The sequence below is a fragment of the Pseudonocardia sp. HH130630-07 genome (genome assembly GCF_001698125.1).
In the GTDB taxonomy this organism is placed as follows: Bacteria; Actinomycetota; Actinomycetes; order Mycobacteriales; family Pseudonocardiaceae; genus Pseudonocardia.
In genome coordinates this window covers 3,605,025-3,627,848 of record NZ_CP013854.1, presented here as the reverse complement: position 1 = coordinate 3,627,848, position 22,824 = coordinate 3,605,025, and the positions used below count along the sequence as shown (strand labels likewise).

General features: G+C 71.1%; 23 protein-coding genes and 4 pseudogenes. 9 read left to right on the top strand and 18 right to left on the bottom strand.

Going from position 1 to position 22,824, the window contains the following annotated elements; genetic code table 11:
• Nucleotides 1–6: 6 nt before the first annotated feature.
• The 4 genes from AFB00_RS17255 (at nucleotide 7) to AFB00_RS17240 (ending at nucleotide 3,990) form a co-directional block, all read left to right on the top strand.
• Nucleotides 7–414, top strand: coding sequence for a hypothetical protein (locus AFB00_RS17255; RefSeq protein ID WP_068798090.1), 408 nt, complete (start codon nucleotides 7–9; stop codon nucleotides 412–414).
• Nucleotides 411–1,592, top strand: a complete 1,182-nt coding sequence (locus AFB00_RS17250) for an oxidoreductase (protein ID WP_068798089.1) — start codon at nucleotides 411–413, stop codon at nucleotides 1,590–1,592. The genes AFB00_RS17255 and AFB00_RS17250 overlap by 4 nt, the downstream gene beginning before the upstream one ends.
• A gap of 78 nt (nucleotides 1,593–1,670) precedes the next feature.
• Complete coding sequence (locus AFB00_RS17245; RefSeq protein WP_068798088.1) at nucleotides 1,671–3,257, top strand: MFS transporter; 1,587 nt, start codon at nucleotides 1,671–1,673, stop codon at nucleotides 3,255–3,257.
• A gap of 124 nt (nucleotides 3,258–3,381) precedes the next feature.
• Entirely contained in the window at nucleotides 3,382–3,990 is a 609-nt protein-coding gene (locus AFB00_RS17240) for a TetR/AcrR family transcriptional regulator (RefSeq protein WP_068798087.1), read from the top strand.
• A gap of 69 nt (nucleotides 3,991–4,059) precedes the next feature.
• Here AFB00_RS17240 and AFB00_RS36270 read toward each other — a convergent pair.
• From AFB00_RS36270 to AFB00_RS17230, 3 genes and pseudogenes are all read right to left on the bottom strand, one after another.
• Nucleotides 4,060–4,140, bottom strand: a pseudogene (locus AFB00_RS36270) (transposase); the annotation flags it as partial.
• A gap of 299 nt (nucleotides 4,141–4,439) precedes the next feature.
• Nucleotides 4,440–5,948, bottom strand: coding sequence for an IS256 family transposase (locus AFB00_RS17235; RefSeq protein WP_442965812.1), 1,509 nt, complete (start codon nucleotides 5,946–5,948; stop codon nucleotides 4,440–4,442).
• Nucleotides 5,949–6,493: 545 nt separating this feature from the next.
• Nucleotides 6,494–6,859 carry a hypothetical protein gene (locus AFB00_RS17230; RefSeq protein WP_068798086.1) on the bottom strand — a complete coding sequence of 122 codons (366 nt, stop codon included), beginning with the start codon at nucleotides 6,857–6,859 and terminating at the stop codon, nucleotides 6,494–6,496.
• A gap of 138 nt (nucleotides 6,860–6,997) precedes the next feature.
• Here AFB00_RS17230 and AFB00_RS17225 point away from each other — a divergent pair, with 138 nt between their 5' ends.
• Nucleotides 6,998–7,522, top strand: a complete 525-nt coding sequence (locus tag AFB00_RS17225) for a cysteine hydrolase family protein (protein ID WP_231973963.1) — start codon at nucleotides 6,998–7,000, stop codon at nucleotides 7,520–7,522.
• Nucleotides 7,523–7,616: 94 nt separating this feature from the next.
• Here AFB00_RS17225 and AFB00_RS17220 read toward each other — a convergent pair whose 3' ends face one another.
• The 11 genes and pseudogenes from AFB00_RS17220 to AFB00_RS32030 form a co-directional block, all read right to left on the bottom strand.
• Nucleotides 7,617–8,177, bottom strand: coding sequence for an antibiotic biosynthesis monooxygenase (locus AFB00_RS17220; RefSeq protein ID WP_068798084.1), 561 nt, complete (start codon nucleotides 8,175–8,177; stop codon nucleotides 7,617–7,619).
• Nucleotides 8,174–8,805, bottom strand: a pseudogene (locus AFB00_RS32035) (dienelactone hydrolase family protein). The gene AFB00_RS17220 and the pseudogene AFB00_RS32035 overlap by 4 nt, the downstream one beginning before the upstream one ends.
• A 204-nt stretch (nucleotides 8,806–9,009) precedes the next feature.
• Complete coding sequence (locus tag AFB00_RS17210; RefSeq protein ID WP_197519566.1) at nucleotides 9,010–9,567, bottom strand: LysR substrate-binding domain-containing protein; 558 nt, start codon at nucleotides 9,565–9,567, stop codon at nucleotides 9,010–9,012.
• Nucleotides 9,568–9,765: 198 nt separating this feature from the next.
• On the bottom strand, nucleotides 9,766–9,858 hold the full coding sequence (locus AFB00_RS36265; RefSeq protein WP_442965811.1) for a hypothetical protein: 93 nt from the start codon (nucleotides 9,856–9,858) through the stop codon (nucleotides 9,766–9,768).
• 580 nt (nucleotides 9,859–10,438) lie between these two features.
• Nucleotides 10,439–10,873 (bottom strand): anthrone oxygenase family protein, encoded by a 435-nt coding sequence (locus AFB00_RS17205; RefSeq protein ID WP_068798082.1) that lies wholly within the window; start codon nucleotides 10,871–10,873, stop codon nucleotides 10,439–10,441.
• On the bottom strand, nucleotides 10,870–11,421 hold the full coding sequence (locus AFB00_RS17200; RefSeq protein WP_231973962.1) for a TetR/AcrR family transcriptional regulator: 552 nt from the start codon (nucleotides 11,419–11,421) through the stop codon (nucleotides 10,870–10,872). Before AFB00_RS17200 ends, AFB00_RS17205 begins: the two co-directional genes overlap by 4 nt.
• A 128-nt stretch (nucleotides 11,422–11,549) precedes the next feature.
• Entirely contained in the window at nucleotides 11,550–11,996 is a 447-nt protein-coding gene (locus tag AFB00_RS17195; protein ID WP_068798080.1) for a hypothetical protein, read from the bottom strand.
• Between the two features lie 273 nt (nucleotides 11,997–12,269).
• Nucleotides 12,270–13,457 (bottom strand): MFS transporter, encoded by a 1,188-nt coding sequence (locus AFB00_RS17190; protein ID WP_197519565.1) that lies wholly within the window; start codon nucleotides 13,455–13,457, stop codon nucleotides 12,270–12,272.
• Between the two features lie 37 nt (nucleotides 13,458–13,494).
• Nucleotides 13,495–14,124 carry a TetR/AcrR family transcriptional regulator gene (locus AFB00_RS17185; RefSeq protein WP_068798078.1) on the bottom strand — a complete coding sequence of 210 codons (630 nt, stop codon included), beginning with the start codon at nucleotides 14,122–14,124 and terminating at the stop codon, nucleotides 13,495–13,497.
• 579 nt (nucleotides 14,125–14,703) lie between these two features.
• Nucleotides 14,704–15,555, bottom strand: coding sequence for a tyrosine-type recombinase/integrase (locus tag AFB00_RS17180; RefSeq protein WP_083275594.1), 852 nt, complete (start codon nucleotides 15,553–15,555; stop codon nucleotides 14,704–14,706).
• Between the two features lie 19 nt (nucleotides 15,556–15,574).
• Nucleotides 15,575–16,472, bottom strand: a pseudogene (locus AFB00_RS32030) (IS5 family transposase).
• A gap of 267 nt (nucleotides 16,473–16,739) precedes the next feature.
• Between AFB00_RS32030 and AFB00_RS36260 the strand changes: the two are divergent.
• The 3 genes and pseudogenes from AFB00_RS36260 to AFB00_RS17160 all read left to right on the top strand — a co-directional run bounded on the left by AFB00_RS36260 (nucleotide 16,740) and on the right by AFB00_RS17160 (nucleotide 20,071).
• Nucleotides 16,740–17,695: pseudogene (locus tag AFB00_RS36260) on the top strand (IS5 family transposase).
• A gap of 463 nt (nucleotides 17,696–18,158) precedes the next feature.
• Entirely contained in the window at nucleotides 18,159–18,650 is a 492-nt protein-coding gene (locus tag AFB00_RS17165; RefSeq protein WP_068798076.1) for a hypothetical protein, read from the top strand.
• Nucleotides 18,651–19,243: 593 nt separating this feature from the next.
• Nucleotides 19,244–20,071: an IS5 family transposase gene (locus AFB00_RS17160; protein ID WP_060713947.1), complete on the top strand. Its 828-nt coding sequence runs from the start codon at nucleotides 19,244–19,246 to the stop codon at nucleotides 20,069–20,071.
• A gap of 18 nt (nucleotides 20,072–20,089) precedes the next feature.
• Here AFB00_RS17160 and AFB00_RS17155 read toward each other — a convergent pair whose 3' ends face one another.
• From AFB00_RS17155 to AFB00_RS17145, 4 genes are all read right to left on the bottom strand, one after another.
• Nucleotides 20,090–20,683, bottom strand: a complete 594-nt coding sequence (locus AFB00_RS17155) for a plasmid pRiA4b ORF-3 family protein (protein WP_060713948.1) — start codon at nucleotides 20,681–20,683, stop codon at nucleotides 20,090–20,092.
• 254 nt (nucleotides 20,684–20,937) lie between these two features.
• A complete protein-coding gene (locus AFB00_RS33335; protein ID WP_156819586.1) occupies nucleotides 20,938–21,183 on the bottom strand; it encodes a hypothetical protein in 246 nt (81 codons plus the stop codon).
• 146 nt (nucleotides 21,184–21,329) lie between these two features.
• Nucleotides 21,330–21,563, bottom strand: coding sequence for a hypothetical protein (locus tag AFB00_RS33330; RefSeq protein WP_156819585.1), 234 nt, complete (start codon nucleotides 21,561–21,563; stop codon nucleotides 21,330–21,332).
• 298 nt (nucleotides 21,564–21,861) lie between these two features.
• On the bottom strand, nucleotides 21,862–22,434 hold the full coding sequence (locus tag AFB00_RS17145; RefSeq protein ID WP_156819584.1) for a hypothetical protein: 573 nt from the start codon (nucleotides 22,432–22,434) through the stop codon (nucleotides 21,862–21,864).
• Between the two features lies 1 nt (nucleotide 22,435).
• Here AFB00_RS17145 and AFB00_RS33325 point away from each other — a divergent pair, with 1 nt between their 5' ends.
• Nucleotides 22,436–22,807 carry a hypothetical protein gene (locus AFB00_RS33325; protein ID WP_156819583.1) on the top strand — a complete coding sequence of 124 codons (372 nt, stop codon included), beginning with the start codon at nucleotides 22,436–22,438 and terminating at the stop codon, nucleotides 22,805–22,807.
• Nucleotides 22,808–22,824 lie beyond the last annotated feature (17 nt).

Genomic DNA, 22,824 nt, shown 5'->3' with positions numbered 1-22,824 from the left:
AGTCCCATGTCGTTCGTCAAGTACACCGCCGAGGACGCGTCCTGGATGCGCTTCGCCGACCGCCGGATCTTCCTCGGCGACGTCGTCGACGCCTCGAACTCGACGTCCATGGGGGTCGGGCTGGCGCACTTCGGCGCCGGCGAATCGATGCCCTGGACCCCCAGCTACGACGAGGCGGTCGTCGTCCTCGACGGCGAGTTCACCGTCGAGCGGGGCGCCGAGCGGGTGACCGCGGGGCCGGGCGAGATCATCTGGCTGCGCCCGGGCCCGGAGGTGGTCTACCGCGCGGGGCCGGAGCCGGTCACGCTCGCGTTCGCCACGCACCCGGTGTGGACCAGCACCGACGAAACCGCCGCGGCGGCCTCCGTCCTGCAGCCGGTCGCGCTCGCCGAGGTCGAGGGAGCGAACCGATGACCGCCGTGCAGCCGATGTCCACCGCCGAGCTGGTCGACCGGGCCCGCGCGCTGGGCCCGCTCGTCGCCGAGCACTCCGCCCGCGGTGACCGGGACCGGCGGCTGCCGGACGAGGTCGTCTCCGCGCTGACCGACGCCGGCCTGTTCGACCTGTCGGTCCCGCGCGCGCTCGGCGGCCCCGAGCTGCCGGTGCGCGGCGTCATCGAGGTCGCCGCCGCCGTCGCCGAGTCCGACGGCGCCGCCGGCTGGGTCACGGCCATCTACAACTCGTGCGCATGGATGGCCGCGCTGTTCCCGGACCGGGCCCGGGAGGAGGTGTTCGGCGGGACGGGCGGACGGCGGGTCTCCGGCGTCGTCGCCGGCACCGCCGAGACCGCCCCGGTCGACGGCGGCTACCGGGTCAGCGGGCGCTGGCCGTACAACTCCGGGTCCTGGCACGCCGACTGGGCGGTGCTCGGGGTGCCGGTCACCGGGGACGACGGGACGGTGCTCGACCAGGCCCTCGCCCTGGTGCCGACGGCCGCGTGCCGGGTCGAGGACACCTGGGACGTCGCGGGGATGCGCGGCACCGGGAGCAACACACTGGTCGTCGACGACGTCGTCGTCCCCCTGCACCGGATGTTCTCGGTGACCGGGGCGCTGCGCGACGACCACGTCGACGGCCCCGGCTCCCCGTACCGCTCGGCGTTCCTGCCGTACGTGTCCGTGGTGCTCACCGGGCCCCTGCTCGGCCTCGGCCGGGCCGCGCTGTCCCTGGTCACCGCGAAGGCACACGACAAGGCGATCGCCTACACGACCTACGAGCGGCAGGCGGACTCCGTCGCGTTCCAGCTCGCGGTCGCGCAGGCGGCCACCGAACTGGACACCGCGGAGCTGCACGCCCTGCGCGCGGCCGACGACGTCGACGCCGCGGCGCAGCGCAGCGAGCCCCTGTCGCCGCTCGTCCGGGCCCGGGTGCGGGCCGACATCTCCCGGTGCGTGGAGTGCGTGCTGTCCGCGGTGGACGGGCTCGTCTCGGCACACGGGGCGGGATCGTTCGCGACCCCGAACCGGCTGCAACGGATCTGGCGGGACACCGGCACCGCTGCACGACACGCGGTCCTGGCGCCCGCGCTGGGCTATGAGCTGTACGGCAAGGCACTGCTGGACGTGCCCAACACGACGTCGCCCTTCGTCTGAGGCGTGCGCCCATTTCTCGAACGATGGTACAACTAGTACTATCGTCCAGGAAATGTCCCGACCGAGAGCGAGGTCCGCATGACCACCTCCACCCGACGACGCGCCGGACCGAGGGAGTGGGCCGGTCTCGGCGTCCTGGCGCTGCCGACCGTCCTGCTCGGTCTCGACGTCACGGTGATGTACCTGGCCATCCCGGCGCTGTCCGCCGACCTGAACCCGAGCAGCGTCGAGGCGCTCTGGATCATGGACGCGTACGGGTTCCTGATCGCCGGGCTCCTGATCACGATGGGCACCCTCGGCGACCGGATCGGCCGCCGGCGGCTGTTGATGATCGGCGCGGTGGCGTTCGGTGCCGCGTCCGTGGCTGCGGCGTTCTCCACCAGTGCCACCATGTTGATCGCCTCGCGGGCTGCGCTCGGGATCGCGGGCGCGACGCTGATGCCCTCCACCCTGGCGCTGATCAGCAACATGTTCACCGACGTCCGCCAGCGGGCGTTGGCGTTCGGGGTGTGGGCGACGATGTTCGCCCTCGGGATGGCGGCCGGTCCGCTGATCGGCGGCCTGCTGCTGGACAGCTTCTGGTGGGGCTCGGCGTTCCTGGTGGCGCTGCCCGTCGTCGCGCTCGTGCTGGTCGCGGCCCCGCTGCTGCTGCCGGAGTACCGCGACCCGGGCAGCGGCCGGATCGACCTGATCAGCGTGGGGCTGTCCCTGGCCGCGATCCTGCCGGTGATCTACGCGATCAAGCACGGCGCCTCGGAGGGCGTCGACGCCACCGCGGTCGTCGGGCTCGTCGCGGGCCTGGCGTTCGGCGTCGCGTTCGTCCGGCGCCAGAACCGCCTGCCGGACCCGCTGCTGGACCTGCGGTTGTTCGCCGCACCGGCCTTCACCTCGGCCCTGACCATCCTGCTCGTCGGGCTGGTCGGCGTCGGTGGCGCGATGTTCCTGGTCACCCAGCACCTCCAGCTCGTCGAGCAGCTCCCGCCGATGCAGGCGGGGTTCTGGATGGGCCCACCGGCGCTGATGATGTTCGTGGCGGCGATCGGCGCGCCGCTGCTGGCCCGGCGGATCCGGCCCGGCCACATCGTGGGCGGCACGCTCGCGCTGTCCGCGGTGGGCTACGTGCTGCTGCGCAGCGTCGACGGCCCGGGCAGCATCGGGCTGGTCACCGCCGGATTCGGCCTGGTCTATCTCGGGCTCGGCGCGATCGCCGCGCTCGGGACCGACCTGGTCGTGGGCGGCGCGCCACCGGAGAAGGCCGGCTCCGCGTCGGCCATGTCGGAGACCGTGCAGGAGCTCGGACTGGCCGTCGGCGTCGCCGTCCTCGGCAGTCTGGCGAGCGCGGTCTACCGGGACCGGCTCGTCGCACCCGCGGAGCTGCCCGCACCGGTCGCGGCGGCCTACGGCGAAAGCCTCTCGGGGGCGTCGTCGGTGGCCGACCGGCTGCCGGCCGGCCTGATCGAGCAGGCCAGGGCGGCCCAGGTCGCAGGCCTACAGGTGACGGCGACGGTATCCGCGGTCGCCATCCTCGCGCTGGCCGTGCTGTCCGTCGTCGTGCTCCGGCACATCGGGACGGTCGGCGACGACGAGACCCGCGGCGAGACCGAGGACGCCGACGAGCAGGCCGGGGCCGCGGTGGACGCCGGACGAGCCACCGGGTCCGGCTGACGAGGATCCGGTGCAGGACAGGGTCGCCGGCACGGGCGCCACGTGCGCCCGTGCGGGCGACCGCCTACGCTCACCCGATCGGCATTCCGGGGACGACCCGGCACCGGGACAGGAGGAGCGATCGGTGGCCCGAACCGACGCACGCGACCGCAGCACCCCGGACCCGAGCACGGACGGCCGTCGCGCCCGCGGTGAACGCAAGCGGGGCGAGATCATCGACGCCTGCCTGCGGGTCGTGCAGCGGGACGGCGCGTCCGGGGTGACCCACCGGACCGTGGCCCGCGAGGCCGGTGTCCCGACCAGCCTGACCACGTACTACTTCGCGACGCTCGACGAACTGCTGGTCGCCGCGCTGTCGGCGGTCGCCGAGGCCTACGCGGTCACGTTGCGGGACATCGTCGACCGAGCCGGCGACGAGCTGGGCGAGCTGGCCGGACTGATCGCCGCCGCCGGCACCGACGCCGGTCGCGGGCGCGCCCTCGCCGAACGCGAGCTGTCCACGCTCGCCTCCCGGCGCCCCGCGCTGCGGCCGATCGCGCAGCACTGGCGGGACGAGGTCGCCCGGATCGGACGCCTGCGCACGACCGACCCGGTCGCCGTCGACGCCCTGGTCGCCGCCGCGGACGGCCTCTGCGCGGCCATCCTGGTGTCCGGCCAGGCACCCGAGGTGAGCCACATCCGCGCGGTCCTGGCACGCGCACTCGGACTCGACCCCGACGCCACACCGACCTGATCACGGCCGGCTGCCCCTGAGGGCTCAGCGGGTGGCGTGACCGCCGATGGCGAAGATCGTCTGCCCAGTCTTGAGCCCGTCACAGACCACGATGCAGGCGTCCGCGACTCCACGGTTCTTGATCTCGGTCAGGACCTGCAGCCAGTAGCGGAACAACCAGCGGCGGCGGACGACGAATCGACCACGAGACGTCACCTGACGCCGCCGCGTCAGCCCGCGCCGACGTCACCGTCATCGCCGACCACGCAGACATGACCGCGCCCGCCCTGCAGCAGCTGTTCCGGTGCCACCTCGGCTGCTCACCGAGCGCGTACCTGCGTCGCATGCGGCTCGACGGCGCCCGCTGCGACGTGCGCGGGAGCGACCGCTGCCGCCGGGATCACGAGCTCCGGGCATCCGCAGCGGCGAGACCTCCACAGGGTGTGCGGCCGGGGTCGAGCCCGTCGCGTTCAACCCGCCAGGAACGCAAGACGATGCTCGGGTTCTGCCCCGACTGTCACCGGTAATCGGCGGCGAGCCAACCCGAGTTCGAGAACCCCCAGCGGGCCGCGATCGGGCCAATGGTGTTCCCGTCTGCGCAACCTGCGGCGGTGTTCCCGTCTGCCACACCTGCGGCGCAGAGGTCTCGGTGCGCACGTTCGAGACGGATTCGACGCAGGTAGGTCAGCGGCGTCCGACACGGTGACGTCCCGCGGAGTGGGGTAGGTCCGGTCGCGGGGATCTCTGCGGGTTAGATCATGCGATGAGCTGCGGTGTCGCCACCTCCTCGGTACTGGCGGTGGTCGTGGTGAGCTGGGCCATGGTGGCTTCGCCGAGGTAGCGGCGGTCCCCGGTCTGCCACTCGTCGTGGGCCTCGGCCAGTACCGGGCCAGCCGCAGCAGCGCCTCGGGGTTGGGGAACACCCCGACCACGTCGGTGCGGCGTTGACCTCCTTGTTGAGCCGTTCCAGGGTTGGTCGACCAGATCTTCTTCCAGTGGCTGACCGGGAAGTCGGCGAACGCGAGCAGGTCCGGGGCGGCATCGCGCAGCATCGTTTCGACCTTCGGGGCGTGGCGGCCGAGCAACCCGGCGATCACGGCGACTTGGTCGCGGACCATGTCGGCCGTGGGCTGGGCGAAGATCGTGCGCACGGCGGCGGCGACCATCTCGGCGTTGCCCTTCGGGACCTGCGCCAGGACGTTGCGCAGGAAATGCACTGGACACCGCTGCCACGCCGCTCCCAGGAGGACCGCGGAGATGGCCTGCTTGAGGCCGGTGTGGGCATCGGAGATGACCAGCTGCACCCCGCCCAGACCACGCGCCTTCAACGAGCGCAGGAATGCGGTCCAGAACGCGCCGTCCTCGCTGTCGCCGACGGCGAACCCGAGGACCTCCCGCCATCCGTCGGCGCGGACGCCGGTGGCGATCACGACCGCCTGGGACACCACCCGGTGGTTGACCCGGGCCTTGCAGTAGGTGGCGTCGAGGAACACATACGGGAACGCCTGCTCGGCCCGTGACCGGTCTCGGAACGCGCCGACCTCGGTGTCGAGGTCGGCGCAGATCCGGGAGACCTCGGACTTCGAGATGCCCGAGTCGGCACCGAGGGCTTTGAGCAGGTCGTCGACCTTCCTCGTGGAGACGCCGTGCAGGTAGGCCTCCATCACGACCGCGAACAGGGCCTGGTCCACCCGCCGGCGCCTCTCCAACAGGCTCGGGAAGAACGAGCCGGTGCGCTGCTTCGGGATCCGCAGCTCCAGATCCCCTGCCGTCGTCGACAGCGTGCGGGCCCGGTGCCCATTGCGTTGGGCGGATCGTGATCCGGTGCGTTCGTGCGGGGCGACGCCGATGGTGTCGGTCAGCTCGGCCTCGATCAACGCCTGGTAGACGGTTTCGGCGGCGGTGCGGACACGGTCACCGACATCGGCGGCCTTGAGTGCCTCGAGGACGTCGAACAGGGCAGCCTGGTCCAGGGCCATCGCGTGGACTTCCTTCTCTGACTGATCCTTGGCGGGTTCAAGCAGAGATTCACGCGATGGCCCCTCCTATATGGACACGCCACGCCGGAGCGGGCCCGGACTTACACCACCACCTGGGACGTCACCGTCGACATCTACGCCCAGAGCGACAATTGAGGTGCCTGTGCCGCCAACATAGCCTGCCTCGAGTACCGGGCTCGCGTCGCGACGCGGACAGAGTGGACGTCGCATCGCCCAGTCAGCGCCCGCCTACGTTGCCGCGCAAGTGGAACCGTCGCGGACATGCCCAGCCCCCTAGCGGGGGCGATGGCGCAGTTCCTGTATGTATCCCGCCGTCGATCGCGACCTGCGACCGAGCCGTGCAGGTGCCCGGCAAGATCGCTGGGTCACCCGCCGCGGCAACAGGATCTCGTCCGACCGCTCGGTCGGTCCACCCGCCGCGGCCACGGTGCCGGGCGCAGAGTGCTCTGAGGTCCGTGCCGCCGGGAGTGTGTGGCCCGGTCACGTGGCCCGGTCAGCGCGGTTCGTACACCGCCACTGATCGGTCACCGCCTGTGGTGGCGCATCTGCTCGACCAGCGCCACTACCGCGGCGGGATCAGCGACTCGCGATCGTGTCTTGACGGTCCCCGTGCTGTCGGCATGGAACTCGTGAACGTCCGCGGCGATCAGCAGATCCGCGCCGTCCACACCGACGGTCAACGTCGCGATCCGCGGGTCACCCCACCCGACATTGACCATCGGCCCCTGCGCGCGCCGCACGACCAGCCGACGCCGCGTCAGCGCCACGGTCCAGCGCACCGGCTGCCTGGACCACGAGGTGTACCGGCCCGGCGAGCGGTAGTGGCGATAGGTCAACGACCCCGACACCGTCTCGCAGAACACCACACCCTCCCCCCGCAGGTCGGACACATCCGGTGCCTCTCGACGCCACCACGCCACACCACCCAGCCTATCGACCGGGCACGATCCTCGATCATGACGACATCGAGAACGACCACATCAACGAGCGAGCATGCACCGACACGGACCGCACTCGTTGTGGTCGACATGCAGAACGTGTTCATCGACCCCTCCGCCCCATCCGCCATGACCGGGGCCGACGCCGTCCTCGACGCGGTCAACACACTCGTCGCCGACGCCGTCGACCACGACCGGCCGATCTTCTACACCCGCGACGTCGACCCGACCGACCTACCACCCGGCGACCCCGACAACCAGACCGGGCTCCACCCGGATCTCGACACCCGCGGCACCGTGATCGACAAGGGACCCGGCAAGCACGGCGTGTACTCCGGGTTCGTCCTCAACGCCAACGACCCGGACAGCGGCGGCCCCGGCCGGGGCGGGCTCAACGACCTCGCCGAACACCTGCGCGCCACCCGGGTCACCCACCTCACCGTCGTCGGACTGGCCGCCGACGTCTGCGTCGCCGCCACCGCCCGCGACGCCCGCCGCCTCGGCTACGACGTGACGATCCCGCTGTCCGCGACCGCGTTCGTCCACGCCCACCCCGACGGCGACGACGCCGCCCTGGCCGACCTCACCGCCGCCGGGATCACCATCACCGACTGAGATGTCCGCTGGCGAGCACGACCCGACACCGTGGGGCCTCACGCCCGCCCGACCCGGACCGGTGCCTCGCGGCAGTACCCGTCCGCCGAGCGGGTCAGGGATACAACCAGCCCGTGAGCAGGCGGGCCAGCGCCGGCATCACCAGCCACGTCAGCAGCGCGCCCATGACGGGAACGAGCAGCGCGAATCGCAGCGGGGCGGGCAGGACCGCGAGCCAGGGCCCGGCCGCCAGCGTGATCGCGGTGATGAGGCACCAGATGGCGACGCTGGACACGATCCAGGTCTTCCACCGTCGGGGCGGCCGGACGACCCGCCCGTCGCGGCCGGCGAACCAGGCGTCCTGGGCGTCGGCGTCGCGTTCGTGCGGTGCGGCGTCGGTGAAACCGGCGGACAGCTCGACGAGCCGCCGGTGTTCGACCGACTCGTGCCACGCCCCGCAGGTCCTGCGTGAGGCGAAGCGGTACACCAGGACGGCCCCGCGATCCGGCTCGTCCGGGACGAGCAGCGCCGTCCCGCGGATGCCGGGCCGGCGCCCGAGTGCGTCGCAGACCCGCTGCAGGTCCGCGGCGAGGCCCTGCTCGTGCCCGGGTCGCGCGGTACGGGTCGCGATCACGGTCACCGCGGTGCGACGGCGGGCCGCGGCCGGGGCGCTCACACCGGCTCCTCGGCGGCGATCACCGGCCGGTCCAGCACCGCCCGCAGCCTGCACCACACGTCCTCGGTCGCGGCGGCGTCGTAGGTCTGCGGCCGGTCCGGGCACAGGAACCCGTGCGGCTGTCCGGGGTAGGTGACCATTTCGTGCGCGACGCCGGCGTCGTCGAGTCGGGCCCGGATGCGTCGCCACTCGTCCTGGGAGACGACGTGGTCGTTCTCGCCGACCACCCCGAGCAGCTCGGTGCCGAACCCGGCGATCGCCTCGGCGTCGTCCAACGGCGGGTGCGGTTCGGACAGCGGTGCGCCACCGTCCAGCGTCCACGCGCCATAACACGACGCCACCAGGTCGAACGGCATCGCCGTCGCGGCAAGCACAGCGACATGACCCCCACGCTGAACCCGAGCATCGCGACACCACCGGTCTGGTCTGCCCGCTCCCTCACCAGATCGCGGGCGCCCGCGACGTCGGCGAGCGCACCGTCGGCGTCCACGGCCGCGAGCAACTCGAACCCGCGCTTCCGGTCGTCGTCCTCGTAGCCGAGTGCGATGCGCCGCCCGCTGCGCCAGTACAGATCGGGCGCCGCAGCGACCACCCCGAACCCGGCCAGCCGACGCAGCGCGTCTAGCACGTGGTCGGTGATCCCGAACAGCTCGCCGACCACGACGGCCGCCCCCGGACCCGCCCCTCGGGCATCGCCAAGGCCGCCTCCGCGCCGGACTCGACGCCGACCCACTCGATCGTTGCGCTCACGGTCGCCTCCTCGGTCTTTCGACCAGACGATTTCCGCGCAGCCGGACAACGCCCGTCCGGCGATCCCAGCGTTGAGCGGCACTCATGATCCACCGCGATGGGCCGCGCGCTCCTCACCCTCGCACTGCTCGACCTCGCGCTCCGCCTCGGCCACGAACGCCCGCGCCGCCGCCGACTCCGCCCCGCTGACCCAGGTCAACGCCGTGCACAACGCGGGTGCGTCGTGCAGCGGGACGAACACGACGTCGGGATGGTTGTAGTAGTCGGTGATCCGCGCGGACGTCGGGTGCACGATCCGGCCACGGGCCACCGCTTCGAGCACGTCCCAGATACCGTCGACGTCGAGCACCACCGGGATCGGGCGCCCCGAGGGCGTCGCCTTCGGCAGGATCGGCAGGTGCAACGATTCCGGGTAGCGAGGGAACCGACAGACCCCCCGATCGGCCAACACCTCCACCGACACCGACCGGGCGGCAGCCAGCGGATCGGTACGTGCCACCGCGAGTACCCGCCCGTCACGGTCGAGTTCCGGGCCCACCGCGAGGTCGGGCTCGTCGAACGGCAGCCGGACCACGACCAGATCGAGCTCACCACGCCGCAGCATCGCCAACGGATCCGAGGTCGTCGGCTCGACGAGCATTACCCGACATCCCGGATGCGCCGACCGGAAACGACGATCAGCCGCACGCAGGCTCGGCCCGTTCGACATCGCCATCGGAACCCCGCAGCGTCCCGCCGACCGGCGCCGCGGACCCGCTCACCCGGTGCTGCACAACAGCGTCCAGCAGCGCCCGGTAAGCCGGCTCGACCGCGGCCCGGAACCGCTCACCCCGAGCGGTCAGCACGACCCCCCGGCTGCTGCGCTCGAACAACGTGTCCCCAACCGGCGTTCCAGAGCGGACACCGTCTGGCTGACCCGCGACGGGGTCAACCCGAGCCGCGTCGCCGTACGGCCGAAATAAGCTCCTCGGCCAGCACCAGGAACACCCGCAGGTCACGGAGCTCGACATTACCCGCCACGAGTCCACGGTAGGACGATCCCCACGTTCGTCAACCGACGATGTCGTTCCGGGACGGCCAGTAGCCGCACCGGCCCTGCGGTGCCGCACCGCCGAGGTTGTCGAACACCGACCCGACCGGATCCGCTGAGGTAGGGAGCCATGCGATGGTCCGCCACCGGCCACACCTGACAGAACGACCCGTAGGTCTTTCGGCCGACCAGCAGCACGTCGGCGTCGTCGAGCAGGCGTATCGTGTACTGCTCGCGTGGTTCGACGACTTCCGACGGGGCGGCGTTGAACAGGTCGACCTCGTCATTCGGCCCGTCCACTGAGTACACCCCCTCACGCGCCCGGTACCCGGCAACATCCCCGAGGGGCTGCTGGGAGGAGTCGACGACCCGGCGGCCCCGATCGACGTCGAGCCCCCGCTGGGCGGGCTGCGGCAGGCGTTGCCGCCGACTGTCCCCGAAGGCAGGTTCGAGGCCCCCGCACCCAGGCCCGGAGTGCTCCTCACCCAGCGGTCACGGCGCAGGTGAGCACGAAGCCCAGTAGCAGCAGCCACGAGCGGACCGCCTGGTACCGCTCCCACCGGGTCCGGGTCTGCTCCCAGTCCGGCGGCGGGTCCTCGGGCTCCAACCGGCTGGTCGCCATGTTGATCGGGACGTTCACCACCACCGTGGTGGTTACCGCGACCAGGAACGAGGCCGCCGCCGCCCAGCTGACGGCGGTATTCCGGTCGACCGCGAGGCTGACGCCGACGACGACGCACATCACCATCCCGGCCGGCATGACCCGGCCGAAGGTCTGGAGCAGACCCTTCTCGACGTCGATCCGTTCGCGGCTGGGCAACCGCCGCATCACAGGATGCACGAAGGCGTAGGAACCGAACTCCGCGCAGGACACGAAACCGGTCACCGCGAGCGCCGCGACGGCGAGCGCGGTCATCGTCGCGGCCCCGCGGACGCTGCACGGACGGGGCCCAGCGTGTGCTCGACGAGCGCGGCCGGATCCGGCCAGGGCATCTCTGGCTTGGTGATCCGCAGGTCGACGACCCCGTGCAGGGAGGCCCACAGCTCGACTGCCAACTCCAGGATCTCGCTGTCGACGTTGATCTCGCTGTCGACGTTGATCTCGCTGTCGACGTTGATCTCGCTGGCGAGGCAGCCACCGACGGCGTTGAGCAAGGTCCGGAAGGACGCCGCACCGGGGTGCTCACCATCCGCTGTGATGCCGAGTCCCGCGGGACCGGCTCCGGTGGCACCGAACAGGACGCGGTAGGTGCCGGGGTCGTCGAGGCCGGCTCGGACATAGGCGTGTGCCATCGCGGTGAGCCGGCCATCCGCTCCGTGCGCCCCGTCGCGCGCAGTTGTCAGGATGGTGGTGAACGCGGCGAAGCGATCCCCGATCACGGCGCGAACCAGGCTCTGCTTGTCCGGGAAATGGCGGTAGACCGAGGGCGCGGTGACACCGGCGGTGGTGGCGACCGCGCGCATGGTCAGCGCCGCGACATCACCGGTCTCGGACAGCAGCGCCGCCGTGGCGTCCAGGACGACCCGGCGAAGCTCGTGCCCGGCGCCTCGCCGACGACGCGCACCCACAGCGTCGCCGGAACGGGTAGCAGTCACGGTGTCAGGCCGAGCGCAGGCCCGGCCTGCCCGCCACCCATCCGGCGACCCACCCCCTCGGCAAGCGCGGCCAGGGCGGGCAACGGCCGAAGGAACACCGTCAGGTCCGCGATCCGCCCATCAGCGGCAGGCCGGGCGAACAACAGCCCGTCGGCGCGCCCCGGATAGCCCGCCACCGCTGCGGTGAATGTCTGCACCTGCACGCCGACACCAGCGTCGGCGACAGCGGTGGTGACGGCGGCGGGAACAGCGGCGAAGTGTTCGACGGGCCTCACGTCGTGCAGCGGCCCGTCGAGAACCACCTCCAGGATCGCCTGGGCCGCCGCGGCGCCGGAGAACGGCCGGTCGTGCACGGCCACCCGCAGTGTGACGTCGTCGTGCAGGGTCGCGGCAGCATCTGAGGCGTCCGCATCAGCCAGGGCCTGGGTGAGTCGTTCGAGCATGGCACCCCCTCTAGGATAACAATCGTTATGTTAACAGGCGTTACTCTAGCTTGGATAGCAGCACTCGACTACCGCGGGGGAGTCCTCGTTGCCGAGGGTCGATGCAGCGGCACGAGGTGTCCGAGTCCTCAGGGCGCAGGTCCAGCCCGGTGTTCGGGCCACGAAAGGTTCACGCCCATCCAGCACCCACCCGCCTGAGCGATGCACCACAGTCGAGTGAATGGACTGGTGACCGCCAGGCCGCGGCTGGCAGGTCTGCCAGCCGTACCGGTTCTATATGCTGCCTGACGGTGTGTCGGAGCTCATCGAGCGACGGGTCGATGACTTTCCGCCGGGTAGCCGTAGCAGGCCTGTCACGGTGGCGAGGACGACGAGGGCGGCCACGGCGGTCACAGCGGTGCGGAAGCCACCGGCGTCGGTGAGCCCGCCGCCGAGCAGCGGCCCCACGACCAGGCCAGCGGCATAGGCCAGGTTGAACGCCGCGTAGGCGGCGCCGAGCGCCGGTGGGCTCGCGCGCATGCCCTGGTGGCCGATCAGGGTGGTGGCCGGTGCGAGCAAGAACGCGTTGGACGCGCCGAGCACCGCCATGCATACCGCGACCTGCCAGGTCACCCCGGCCAGCCCCAGCCCGGCCAGAGCGACCACGGCGAGTCCACCACCGAACCCGGTCAGCAGCCGCGCGTCGACGCGACCGACCAGACCACCGACCACCGGGTTGAGAACCGCACCGGACAGCACCAGCAACGCGAACAACAGCCCCACCGCCGCCGGGCCGAGCCCCTGATCAGATGCCAGGTGCACCGGCAGGACCGGGCCGATCACGGCGAGGGTCGCCGCCCCGACCAGGACCACGGTCAGGACGCTCCCGCTGCCGCGCACCCGCATCACCGCGCCCGGGCCCGCGGTGGGCCCGATCTGTGGTGGGTCAGAACGCAGCAACGTCACCCGCAGCACGCCGTCGAGCAAGGCGACGGCGGTGGCGGCCAGGAACGGCGCGCGCGGCCCGAACGCATCCACCAGGGCACCGGCCAGCGGCGGCCCGACCAGCACACCGACCGACACCATGCTCATGGCCAGCCCCATCGACCGACCGCGGTCGGCCACCGGGGTGTTCGCCGCGATCAGCGACAAACTCGCGACCCACGCCATCCCGGCCGCCAACCCCTGCAGCACACGAGCCACGACCAGCAACGCGAACGGCCCACCCACGGCGAACAACAGTGTGGACGCGGCCAGCCCGAGCAGCGCGACCAGCAGCGGGCGGCGGGACCCGACCCGGTCGACCAATCGACCGGCCACCGGTGTCGCGACGATCATGGCCAGCGCGTAGACGGCGAACAGCACCCCGGTCGCGGCCGGGCCGGCGTCGACCGTCGCGGGCAGCAACGGCAACACCGGGATGGCGATCCCGTAGACGAGCATGTCGGTGAACAGGGCGACACAACCGACCAGTAGCGCCACTCGCGGTCGCACACCACCGACGGGCCGACCGGCCGGATCATCGCTCATCGTCGCCTCCCTCGATCAGGCCGTGCACGACCGCGGCCGCGGCGGCACGACGCTCGCTGTCGGTGCTCGGCAACCGGTCCGGTTCCAGCGCCGCCGTGTCGTTGCTCCCGAGCACGACCGCGACGACCACGAACACGGCCATGTCCGGGGTGACGCCGGCGCGCAGGACCCCGGACGGGCCGAGCACGCCGTGCAGCTCCGCTCGCCAGCCGTCCAGGGACCGCCGGTGCTCCTGCAGACCCTCCTCGCCGCCGGCCCGGGCGTGCGGCGCCACCAACGTGGTCACGGTGGCCAGGGCGCGGAACGACGCGTCCTCGGCCAGCCGGCGCAGATAGCCGACCAGGAAGCCCCCAAGCCGGTCGGCGGGTGACCCCGCCGGCTCACGCAGCGGCGCCAGGACGGCGTCACCGTGGCGCGCCCACTGCTCGACCAGCAACTGGACCAGCAACTCGTCCTTGCCGCCGCGGAAATGATGGTGCACCGCGCCCCGGGTCACCCCGGCGCGCGCGCCGATGTGCTCGAACGTCGCACCCTCATAGCCACGCTCGGCGAACGCGACCGTCGCCGCATCCACCAGCCTGCGGCGCGTCTCGGCGGCATCGGCCGCACTCCGTCTCATACAAACAAGCTGGCACGTATGTAAATTCTGGCAAGAGGGCCCACGACGGAGATCAGGCGGCCTCCCCCCAGAAGCCGTCGCCCGGCCAGGTGTACCGCGTTGGTGGTCGCCGCCGGCTACGACCGTCCCGCGACGATGCCGCCCGTCACCGTCCGCCCGACGCCGTTCGACCGTCGTCGACAAGTCGGCGCGCCACACGAACCTCGAAGCAACTCTGTCGGACGACATGAGCGACCTCCGCACGTGTCGCCGCGTCTGACGTAACGGCCTCCATCGAGGCGTTTGACCGACGACAACGCGCGGCGATCACCTGGTCCGGGTTTCGCCTCGTCGACGTTGCCGCGCGAGCCGAAGCGTCGCACACATGGTCAACTCCCCGAGCGGGGGCGGTAGCGCAGTTCCTGTATGTATCCCGCCGGGGGCACACCTTGTGCCAACAGCAAAGATCGGCCCCTCACCTGGTAAGACAGGGTGAGGGGCCGATCTTGTTGTGTCCGGAGGTCACCGGCCATGGGTGGCTGTTGACGGCTACTTGTTCCCAGGGTGTTCCCACGTCCCGTTCCCAGGACGTTCCCACGATCACCGGCCGTTGAGCGCGGCCTCGACTCGCTGTCTCGCGACGGTGTCCTGGCCGTCGAGACACTTCGCGTAGACCTTCAACAGCACCTCCACTGAGTGCCCGGCCCACTCGGCGACCTGTGTCGCCGGGACGCCGCCGTTGAGCCACGTGGACACACACGCGTGCCGCAGCGTGTAGGGCGTCGCCCCGAGCGGCCCGGCTGCAATGTCGGCGGTGAACGCCCGCTGCCGCGCCGCCCGCCACGTCCGCATGTACGTGAGCTTCGGAAGCTCCAGGGCCCGCTCCCCTGGGAACAGCCGCCCGTCGACCCCGAGCGGGCGACTCGACAGATGACGGTTCAGGTGAGCGGTCAGCTCCGGCGGCGTCGGGACAGTCCGCCCCTCCCCCAGTGCCCGGTTCTTGAGTTGACGGACGTCGCGCTGCTCACCGGTGTCGGTCCAGTCAGCTCCGGCGTAGGGAACGGCCTCGTCGATGTAGATCTCGCCCCACCCGGACGACGGCAGCGAGAGATTGCGCTTCCGAACGTTCGCCGCCTCCTCCGGCCGGAGCGCAGCGAAGTAGAGCAAGGCGAAGAACGCCACCAGTTGCGGGCCGCTCCGTTGTGTCTGATCGACTGCGACCAGCAGAGTGCGGGCCTGAACCGGGTTGACCACTGTCCGCCGGTCGATTCCCGCCGAGACCTTGGGCGCGGTCCACTTGAACGTGGACAGCGGGTTGGTCGTGAGTAGCTGCCGCTCTACGGCGTACTCCAGGACGTTGAACAGGACTCGCCGCCGCTTACTCACGACGCTGGCAGCCGCCGGGCGGCCGTCGAGCCGTTTCGCCAGCGTGTCAAGAACTCCTCGGAGCACCGTGCGGTCAGCGAGTCGACTAGGGTGTGTCTCCCAATGCGCGGAGCCAGGTGACGATTGCCTTCAGGACGGCGCCGCCGCGGAAGGTCAGGGCGAGCTTGTCGTAACGGGTGGCCAGCCCGCGCCACTGCTTGACGTGGCAGAACCCGCGCTCGACGACGTTGCGGTTTCGGTAGTCGACCGGATCGAATGCGGGCGGTCGGCCACCGCGTGAGCCCCGTCGTTTGCGGTGTCCCTGCTGGTCAGAGGGCTCCGGAATGACAGCGATGATCCGGCGCTCGCGCAGGTGCCGGCGGATCGCGCGTGAGGAGTAGGCCTTGTCCGCGCGCACGCGTTCGGGCCGGGTCCGGGGTCGTCCCGGGCCCGGTCGGGCGATGCTCAGGTGCGCCATCAGGTGCGGAAACATTGGCGAGTCGCCGCCCTGGCCGGGGCCGAGGAGGACCACCAGCGGGCGGCCGTGCCCGTCAACGAGCTGGTGGATCTTCGTCGACAGCCCTCCGCGGGACCGTCCCAGCGCGTGATCTGCTGGTTCGGCGAGCAGATTCGTGTAGTTCGATCCGGCCCCCTGTGTCGCGCTTGAGGGTCGCGGCGTGCTGGTGGGCACGGATGATCGTGGAGTCCACGCTGACCGCCCACCCGAGCACCTCGGCGGCGTCGGCCTCGACCAGAAGAGCAGCCAGGATGTGGTCCCAGGTGCCGTCGCCGCTGTAGCGGCGGTGCCGCTTCCACAACGTCTGCCACGGCCCGAACTCGGCTGGGACGTCGCGCCAGGGAAGCCCGCACCGATACCGGTAGATGATCCCCTCGAGCACCCGGCGGTCATCGCGGAACGGGCGCCCGCGACGACCCTCGGAGGAGGGCAACAGCGGCGCCAGACGGGCCCACTGGACATCAGTCAGGACAGCGGTACGCGGCACCGATCAAGCATCGCGCACCCCGCTCCGCCTATCTGGGAGACACGCCCTAGGGCGTGTCTCCCATATGGGTGTCCGGACTGCCGGCAGGATGAGCCGGTGAGTTCGTCGAGGTTCGCGCTGCTCTCGGATGCTCAGTGAGCCTTTTTCAACCTGACCAGCGAGCTTCTGCGTCAGGAGATCGCGAAGGTTGCAGCGCAACTGCTCTGACCACAGCTGCACAGGTCACCGGCTCGCCAGCTCGGCGTCTGCACCCACACAACCAGGCCCCTGAGCTGCCGGAACGGCAGGTTGAAAAAGGCTCAGTGGCAGTTGATCGGGCCGCTGCTGCCCTCCAACGCCGGGCGGCGTGGGCACCCGTTCGGCGAGGATCGCCGCGTGGTGGAGGGGATCATCTTCCGATACCGAACCGGGATCCCCTGGCGAGATCTGCCGCGGGAGCAGTTCGGGCCCTGGCAAACGGTGTGGAAGCGACACCGCCGCTACGCCGCTGACGGCACCTGGGACACCGTGCTGGCCGCACTGTTGGCCCAGGCCGACGCCAAGGGCGAGATCGACTGGACGGTGTTGACAGGTGTCGGTGGACGCCACGATCAACCGGGCGCACCAGCACGCCACGAACACCACCCGCCCCGAGCAGGACACAGGGGGCACGGTCGAACTACACGAAATCCCCTGACGGGTTCATGCCCAGCCCGCTCGGCGGACCGCGAGAACCCGCAGGTCACGGCATCGGCCGTTCCCGTGGCGGGCTGACGACGAAGATCCATGCCGCGGTCGACCGGCGGGGCCGGCCGCTGGCGGTGGTGGTGACCGGCGGGCAGCGCAACGACGGCGCCATGCTCGAGCAGGTCCTGGCCGACATCCGCGTCCCCCGCCTCGGCGCGGGACGGTCCCGCACCCGACCCGACGCCGTGGTGGCCGACCGGGCCTACTCATCCGGGGTCAACCGGCGCGCACTGGCCCGCCGCTCGATCACCACCGTCATCCCGCAGAAACGCGACGAGATCGCCGCCCGCAAACGCCGCGGCTCCCTCGGCGGCAGACCACCCGGACTCGACGTTGAGACCTACAAGGGCCGCAACGTCGTGGAACGCCACTTCGCCCTGACCAAGCAGTGGCGCGGGCTGGCCACCCGCTACGACAAACTCGCCATCACCTATCGCGCCGCCACCGTCCTCAGCGCCTGCATCACCTGGTCACGCCTATTGGGAGACATGCCCTAGTTGGTGTGGAGTAGAACTGCCCCTGCTGCGGATCCAGGGGGTCGTGCAGATCCGATTAAGGGTGGTGTCACTGGCAGCTGACTCGGTCCTCGAACTGTGTATTTACCGGTCCTTGCCAGGCAACCGGCCAGCCAAAGGTCAGCTCCGATGACTTCCCGCGCGAGGCGGAATCGGGTCTGGCGGTGACTCTACACGCACACGCGCCGCCTGGACGAACGTGTCGGGTCGAGTTCATCGGCTACGCCCACACCAGTACCGGGCGCATCTCGACGCGCTGATGTCGAGCCGGCCGCTCTCGGCCCATGGCTCGCTAGGCCCGCCGCCAACACCTCGCACCGCTTCCGCGGGCGAGCGAGCGGCCTGGACGTCCGCGGCACCGGCGCGCTCGCGCCGACCGCCCTCGAACGCTCCCGGGACTCACCCGGGAGCCGAACTCACCCCACCGTTGATCGGAGACCTTGTCATGCCCGCATTCCGGCGCCTCGCCGCTGTCCTGGCCGTGTTCGTCGCGGCCGTCGCGCTCGCCCTCGTACCCACCTCCGCCGCTCTTGCCGCGCTTCCGCCCGGACCGGCGTCGACCAACATCGCCACCGATGAGATCTCTGATCTGTTCCGGCCCGGTGAGGAGGGTGGCCAGCTCGTGCGCAGCGCCCGGGTCCGGCTCGACGAGGGCTTCTACACCTACGGCCAGCTCTACAACACGAGCATGACCCACGACCGGACCGGGGTGTACCTGCCCGCCGGAACCTACGAACTGTTCGACATGCTCTCCGACACCTGGGACACCTCCCGCACCATCGACGGCGAGCCGATCCGGATGCACGCCTCCTGGCTCGACCCCGTCGACGGCGCCGACCCCATCCCCGGCGGCGTCATCATCACCGGCCGCGCCATCCCCGCCACTACCGAAACGATGGACTGGGGCTGGATGCTCCTGCCCGAGCCCGCCGAGTAGCACCCCTCCCCCGCGCGCACGGCGCGCCGAACCCCCTCCACATACCAAAAGTCCATTGTGGACTTCAGGTATGTGGAGGGTCGCGCCGAACGGGATCCGGCCGAGTTGCCCGCGGCGAGCGGGCTCGGCGATGCCGGCAACGGCGAGACGGAAGCCGAACCGCCCGGCCGACGCGAGTCATCCTGCGTGACGTCGACGTCGTCGGGCTCCGGACAGGCCCGGGTTCGGATCATGCGGCGACTCGTCCGCGTGGCCCGCCGCCGCGGGCTCTGTCGCGCCGTGATGCGGGTGGCGTGGCTCAACGTGCGAGTCGGTGCGAGTCGACTCGCGGAACGACTCGTGCCCGCGGCATCCCCGGGCCCCGCGACGCGCCATCACCGGCGGCCGGGTGCCGCCCGCCCCGGCTCACGACCACGCGTCCCGGGCCTGCCCCGTCCCTGCACCACCGGCCGGACCGGGACGCCCAACCGACAACCCCCCCCCTGCTCTGCCAGCGACCCGGACACCCACCCGGCCCGCTTTAGAGGTCGTTGCAGAAGTCGGGGCGTGTTGGTCCTATGTAGATGGACCTGGTCGGGTGATGCTCAGAGTTGATGGCAAGGGCATCGACGGTCGAACGACTGGTCACCGACGAGCTGTGGGAGCTGATTGAGCCGCTGCTTCCCCGTCCTCGGCCACGTCGGCGAGGCGCGCGGACCGGCCGGCCACCAGTACCGGACCGGGCCGCGCTGGCGGGGATCGTGTTCGTGCTGACCACGGGGATCGGCTGGAACGACCTGCCGCCCGAGTTGGGCTGTGGATCAGGGACCACCTGCTGGCGACGGCTACGCGACTGGCAGCGGGCGGGGGTCTGGGATGAGCTGCACCGAGTAGTGCTCGATCGGCTCGGCCAGGCCGGGGTTCTGGACTGGTCGCGAGCTGCGGTGGACTCGGTCAGCGTGCGCGCCAAGCGCCGCGGCGAACAGACGGGGCCCTCGCCGACCGATCGTGGGAAGGCCGGGTCGAAGTACCACGTGTTATGCGACCGCAACGGCCTGCCGCTGCACGCGGTCGTGACCGGCGCGAACACCCACGACAGCCGGATACTGGCCGAGCTGCTCGACACCAACCCCGGCGTCCGCGAACGGCGCGGCCAGGCCGGACGCCCGCGGCGGCGTCCCGGCAAGCTGCACGCCGACAAGGGCTACGACTATCCACGGTGTCGCCGCTACCTGACCGGGCGCGGGATCGGGGTGCGGATCGCTCGCCGCGGAGTCGAAGACTCCTCCCGGCTCGGCCGGGTCCGGTGGGTCGTGGAGCGCACGATGGCCTGGCTGCTGTCGTTCCGGCGGCTCGGGCTGCGCTACGAACGCTCCCGCACCAGCATCGAGGCCTTGCTGAAACTGGCGTGCGCGTTGATCTGTTTGCGCCGTCTGCCCTGAACGACCCCTCGCGGTGGATCAGGACCGCGCCGTCGCGCTCGCCCCGGCCAAACGCTCCAGCGCTCGGTCGGTGGCGACGAGGTCGAAGTGGTGTGGGTCGAACCGGTCCGAGCCCCACCACTCGACCCGCTCGGCGTGCTCAGCATGATCGGGATCGGCGAGCGCGTCGACGAACTCCGAGTAGCCGAACACCCCGCCCACATCCTCGGGCGGACACGCACCCTGACCCTCGACACAGCGTGGGTACCGCACCCCAGGCTCTGGGATGGTGACCGCGTCGACGACCAAAACGTGGTGCCAGTTGTCGCCGAAGTCGTAGACGTAGCCGGCGTCATCACCGGCAGCCAGCACCCGGAACAACTTCGTCTTGGCCTCGTCGAGCGTGCCGGTGTCCCAATCCGGATCAGGCAGCCCGTAGCGGACACCGTCGATCTCGAATTCGTGCAGGTGGGAGTTGGTCCAGCCCATCGCGTCCTGCACGACCTCGTGCAGGACCGCGAGGCTGGCCTCACCCGGAACCTCGACCACCCGTCGCACGGTCGGCTCGACATCGACCAACACGATCTCGATCCGGAAGATCTTCGTCTTCGTCGTCACCCGAGGCCTCGCCATGCTGCGATGCTCCCACCGCTCCTCGCACCCCCAGCACCCGCTCCCGGACTTCTGCAACGACCTCTTAGCACGGGCCCGTCCCGCCCCCCCCCCCCCCCCCGGGGTCGGCGGCCGGGCCCGCCGTCCCCAAGGGGGTGCCTGCTCTGCCAGCGGCGGGGCCCCCCGGCGCACGACGACGGCCGGGCCGGACACCCGCGTGGTCACGGTGTCCGGCCCGGCCGGGGGTGATGCGGGGGACGGTGGTCCCCGGATGGTCAGTCGTCGAATGTGGGGTCGGTTGCCCAGGACGGGCACCACGGTTCGCACCGCTCACCCACCCCGGCCCCGCACAGGTCGGCGGCACCGACACACGCCGGGACCGGGCGGGCGTCGTGGGCGGCGGCGCACGTCGGGTGCATGTACCCGGTCCACCCGGACCGGGTGTGCACGAACGTCGACGTGGCCTGTCCGCATGCGGGGCAGGCGTCGCCGGTGCCGTCGTCGTCCGGGTTCAGGGTCAAGGTGGCGTGGTCGCCGGTGCCGCGCTGGCAGGCAGAGCACCCCGCCCCGCCCTGGTCAGGGTCGCGTGGTTCATCGGGCGCGTTGCGGTAGTGGGCGTGCAGGGCATCCATGACGGCCCGTCGCAGCGAGTCGGACGCGGACACGGTCACCACCCCCCAACAACGGACACGGCGGCGATGATCGCGACGGCGAACGCGACACCGCACAGGAAGATCACCACAGCGTGCCCGACCACGCTACGGCGACCGGTCACCGGCTGCGGCAGCGGCCAGCGCTGCCGGTGCCGCGGTGGGCGAGCCGAATCGACTCGATGCCCTGGCGAATCGAAACCGACGTCGGGGGTGTGATCGTCGGGGGTGTTGCTGGCAGGCTTGGACATAGCCGGGACTCCTGGTCTTGTCAGGATGAACGGTCAGGCCCTGGCCCGGCGGTGCAACGCCGAGTCGGGGCCGTTCACATCGGTTCCCCGGGGTGCTGTGCCCCGGGTTGTAGCGTGACCGGGGTGCGGGTCACTGAGCCTTTTTCAACCTGACCAGCGAGCTTCTGCGTCAGGAGATCGCGAAGGTTGCAGCGCAACTGCTCTGACCACAGCTGCACAGGTCACCGGCTCGCCAGCTCGGCGTCTGCACCCACACAACCAGGCCCCTGAGCTGCCGGAACGGCAGGTTGAAAAGGGCTCACTGCCCGTCGGTGTCCGAGTCCGACTCGACGTCGGCCACGGTGTCGTCGGTCGTGTCGTCGGCGGTGACGTCGTCGGCCCACTGGTAGCGGCGCGGACGGTCCGCGGTGACGATGACCGTGCCCGCGTCGACCATCCGGTCGGCCGAGTTCTTGATCGCCCCGGGGCTCTTGCCGCCGATCGCCTTGCTGATCTCACCGGGCGACCAATCCTGATCGGCGTGGTCGCGCAAGTGGGTCGCGACCATCGTCTTGAGCTGCCCCGGCAGTAGCGCGGTCCCGCCGTCGTTGGTCTGGCGACCCCCGGCCGTCGCCGACGACGTCGCCCCGCTGGCCGCCATCATCGCGGCCTTGCGGGCGTTGGCGATGATCGCGCCCGGGGTGACCGGCGCCCACCGGGTGACCTGTCCGTCCTGGTCGGCGGTCACGATCCCGACCCGCTGAAAACGGGTGAGCACCCGGTCCACAGCGGCGACGTCCAAGACGACCCCGCGGTCTTCGGCGTCGGCCGCCATCCGCCGCGCGGACACCCCGGGCGACGTGTGCAGCGCGTCCCATACCGACTGCGCCACGATGACTTCGGGCATCGTCGGGCGGCTACCGGACTGCAAGGCAAGCCACACGATCGCATCCGCCCACGTCGCCGACGACAGGTCCGCATCATCGACGCTGTCCGTGCCGGTGGTGTCGGTGGTGTCGCCCGGCTCACCGGCCGCAACGTCGGTCGCGGTGTCGGTCGTGGTGTCGTCCACTGCGGGGGCCGAGTCGGCCGCCGCGTCGACGGCGGCATCGGTGGTGGTGGTGTCGTTGGTGTCGGTCGCCGCGGAACGGGGCCGACGGGTGGTACTGAGCCTTTTTCAACCTGCCGTTCCGGCAGCTCAGGGGCCTGGTTGTGTGGGGGCAGACGCCGAGCTAGCCCTGGTGATTCACGGAGCTGCGGATTGACCGCGTGATCGGCTGGC

Excerpts from the sequence above, each read along its gene's own strand:
- AFB00_RS17255 (WP_068798090.1), top strand. The coding sequence starts at position 7 with ATGTCGTTCGTCAAGTACACCGCCGAGGACGCGTCCTGGATGCGCTTC.
- AFB00_RS17250 (WP_068798089.1), top strand. The coding sequence starts at position 411 with ATGACCGCCGTGCAGCCGATGTCCACCGCCGAGCTGGTCGACCGGGCC.
- AFB00_RS17245 (WP_068798088.1), top strand. The coding sequence starts at position 1,671 with ATGACCACCTCCACCCGACGACGCGCCGGACCGAGGGAGTGGGCCGGT.
- AFB00_RS17235 (WP_442965812.1), bottom strand. The coding sequence starts at position 5,948 with ATGGCCCTGGACCAGGCTGCCCTGTTCGACGTCCTCGAGGCACTCAAG.
- AFB00_RS17225 (WP_231973963.1), top strand. The coding sequence starts at position 6,998 with ATGCAGAACGTGTTCATCGACCCCTCCGCCCCATCCGCCATGACCGGG.
- AFB00_RS17210 (WP_197519566.1), bottom strand. The coding sequence starts at position 9,567 with ATGCTCGTCGAGCCGACGACCTCGGATCCGTTGGCGATGCTGCGGCGT.
- AFB00_RS17205 (WP_068798082.1), bottom strand. The coding sequence starts at position 10,873 with ATGACCGCGCTCGCCGTCGCGGCGCTCGCGGTGACCGGTTTCGTGTCC.
- AFB00_RS17200 (WP_231973962.1), bottom strand. The coding sequence starts at position 11,421 with ATGCGCGCGGTCGCCACCACCGCCGGTGTCACCGCGCCCTCGGTCTAC.
- AFB00_RS17195 (WP_068798080.1), bottom strand. The coding sequence starts at position 11,996 with ATGCTCGAACGACTCACCCAGGCCCTGGCTGATGCGGACGCCTCAGAT.
- AFB00_RS17185 (WP_068798078.1), bottom strand. The coding sequence starts at position 14,124 with ATGAGACGGAGTGCGGCCGATGCCGCCGAGACGCGCCGCAGGCTGGTG.
- AFB00_RS17165 (WP_068798076.1), top strand. The coding sequence starts at position 18,159 with ATGCCCGCATTCCGGCGCCTCGCCGCTGTCCTGGCCGTGTTCGTCGCG.
- AFB00_RS17160 (WP_060713947.1), top strand. The coding sequence starts at position 19,244 with ATGGCAAGGGCATCGACGGTCGAACGACTGGTCACCGACGAGCTGTGG.
- AFB00_RS17155 (WP_060713948.1), bottom strand. The coding sequence starts at position 20,683 with ATGGCGAGGCCTCGGGTGACGACGAAGACGAAGATCTTCCGGATCGAG.
- AFB00_RS33330 (WP_156819585.1), bottom strand. The coding sequence starts at position 21,563 with ATGTCCAAGCCTGCCAGCAACACCCCCGACGATCACACCCCCGACGTC.
- AFB00_RS33325 (WP_156819583.1), top strand. The coding sequence starts at position 22,436 with ATGACTTCGGGCATCGTCGGGCGGCTACCGGACTGCAAGGCAAGCCAC.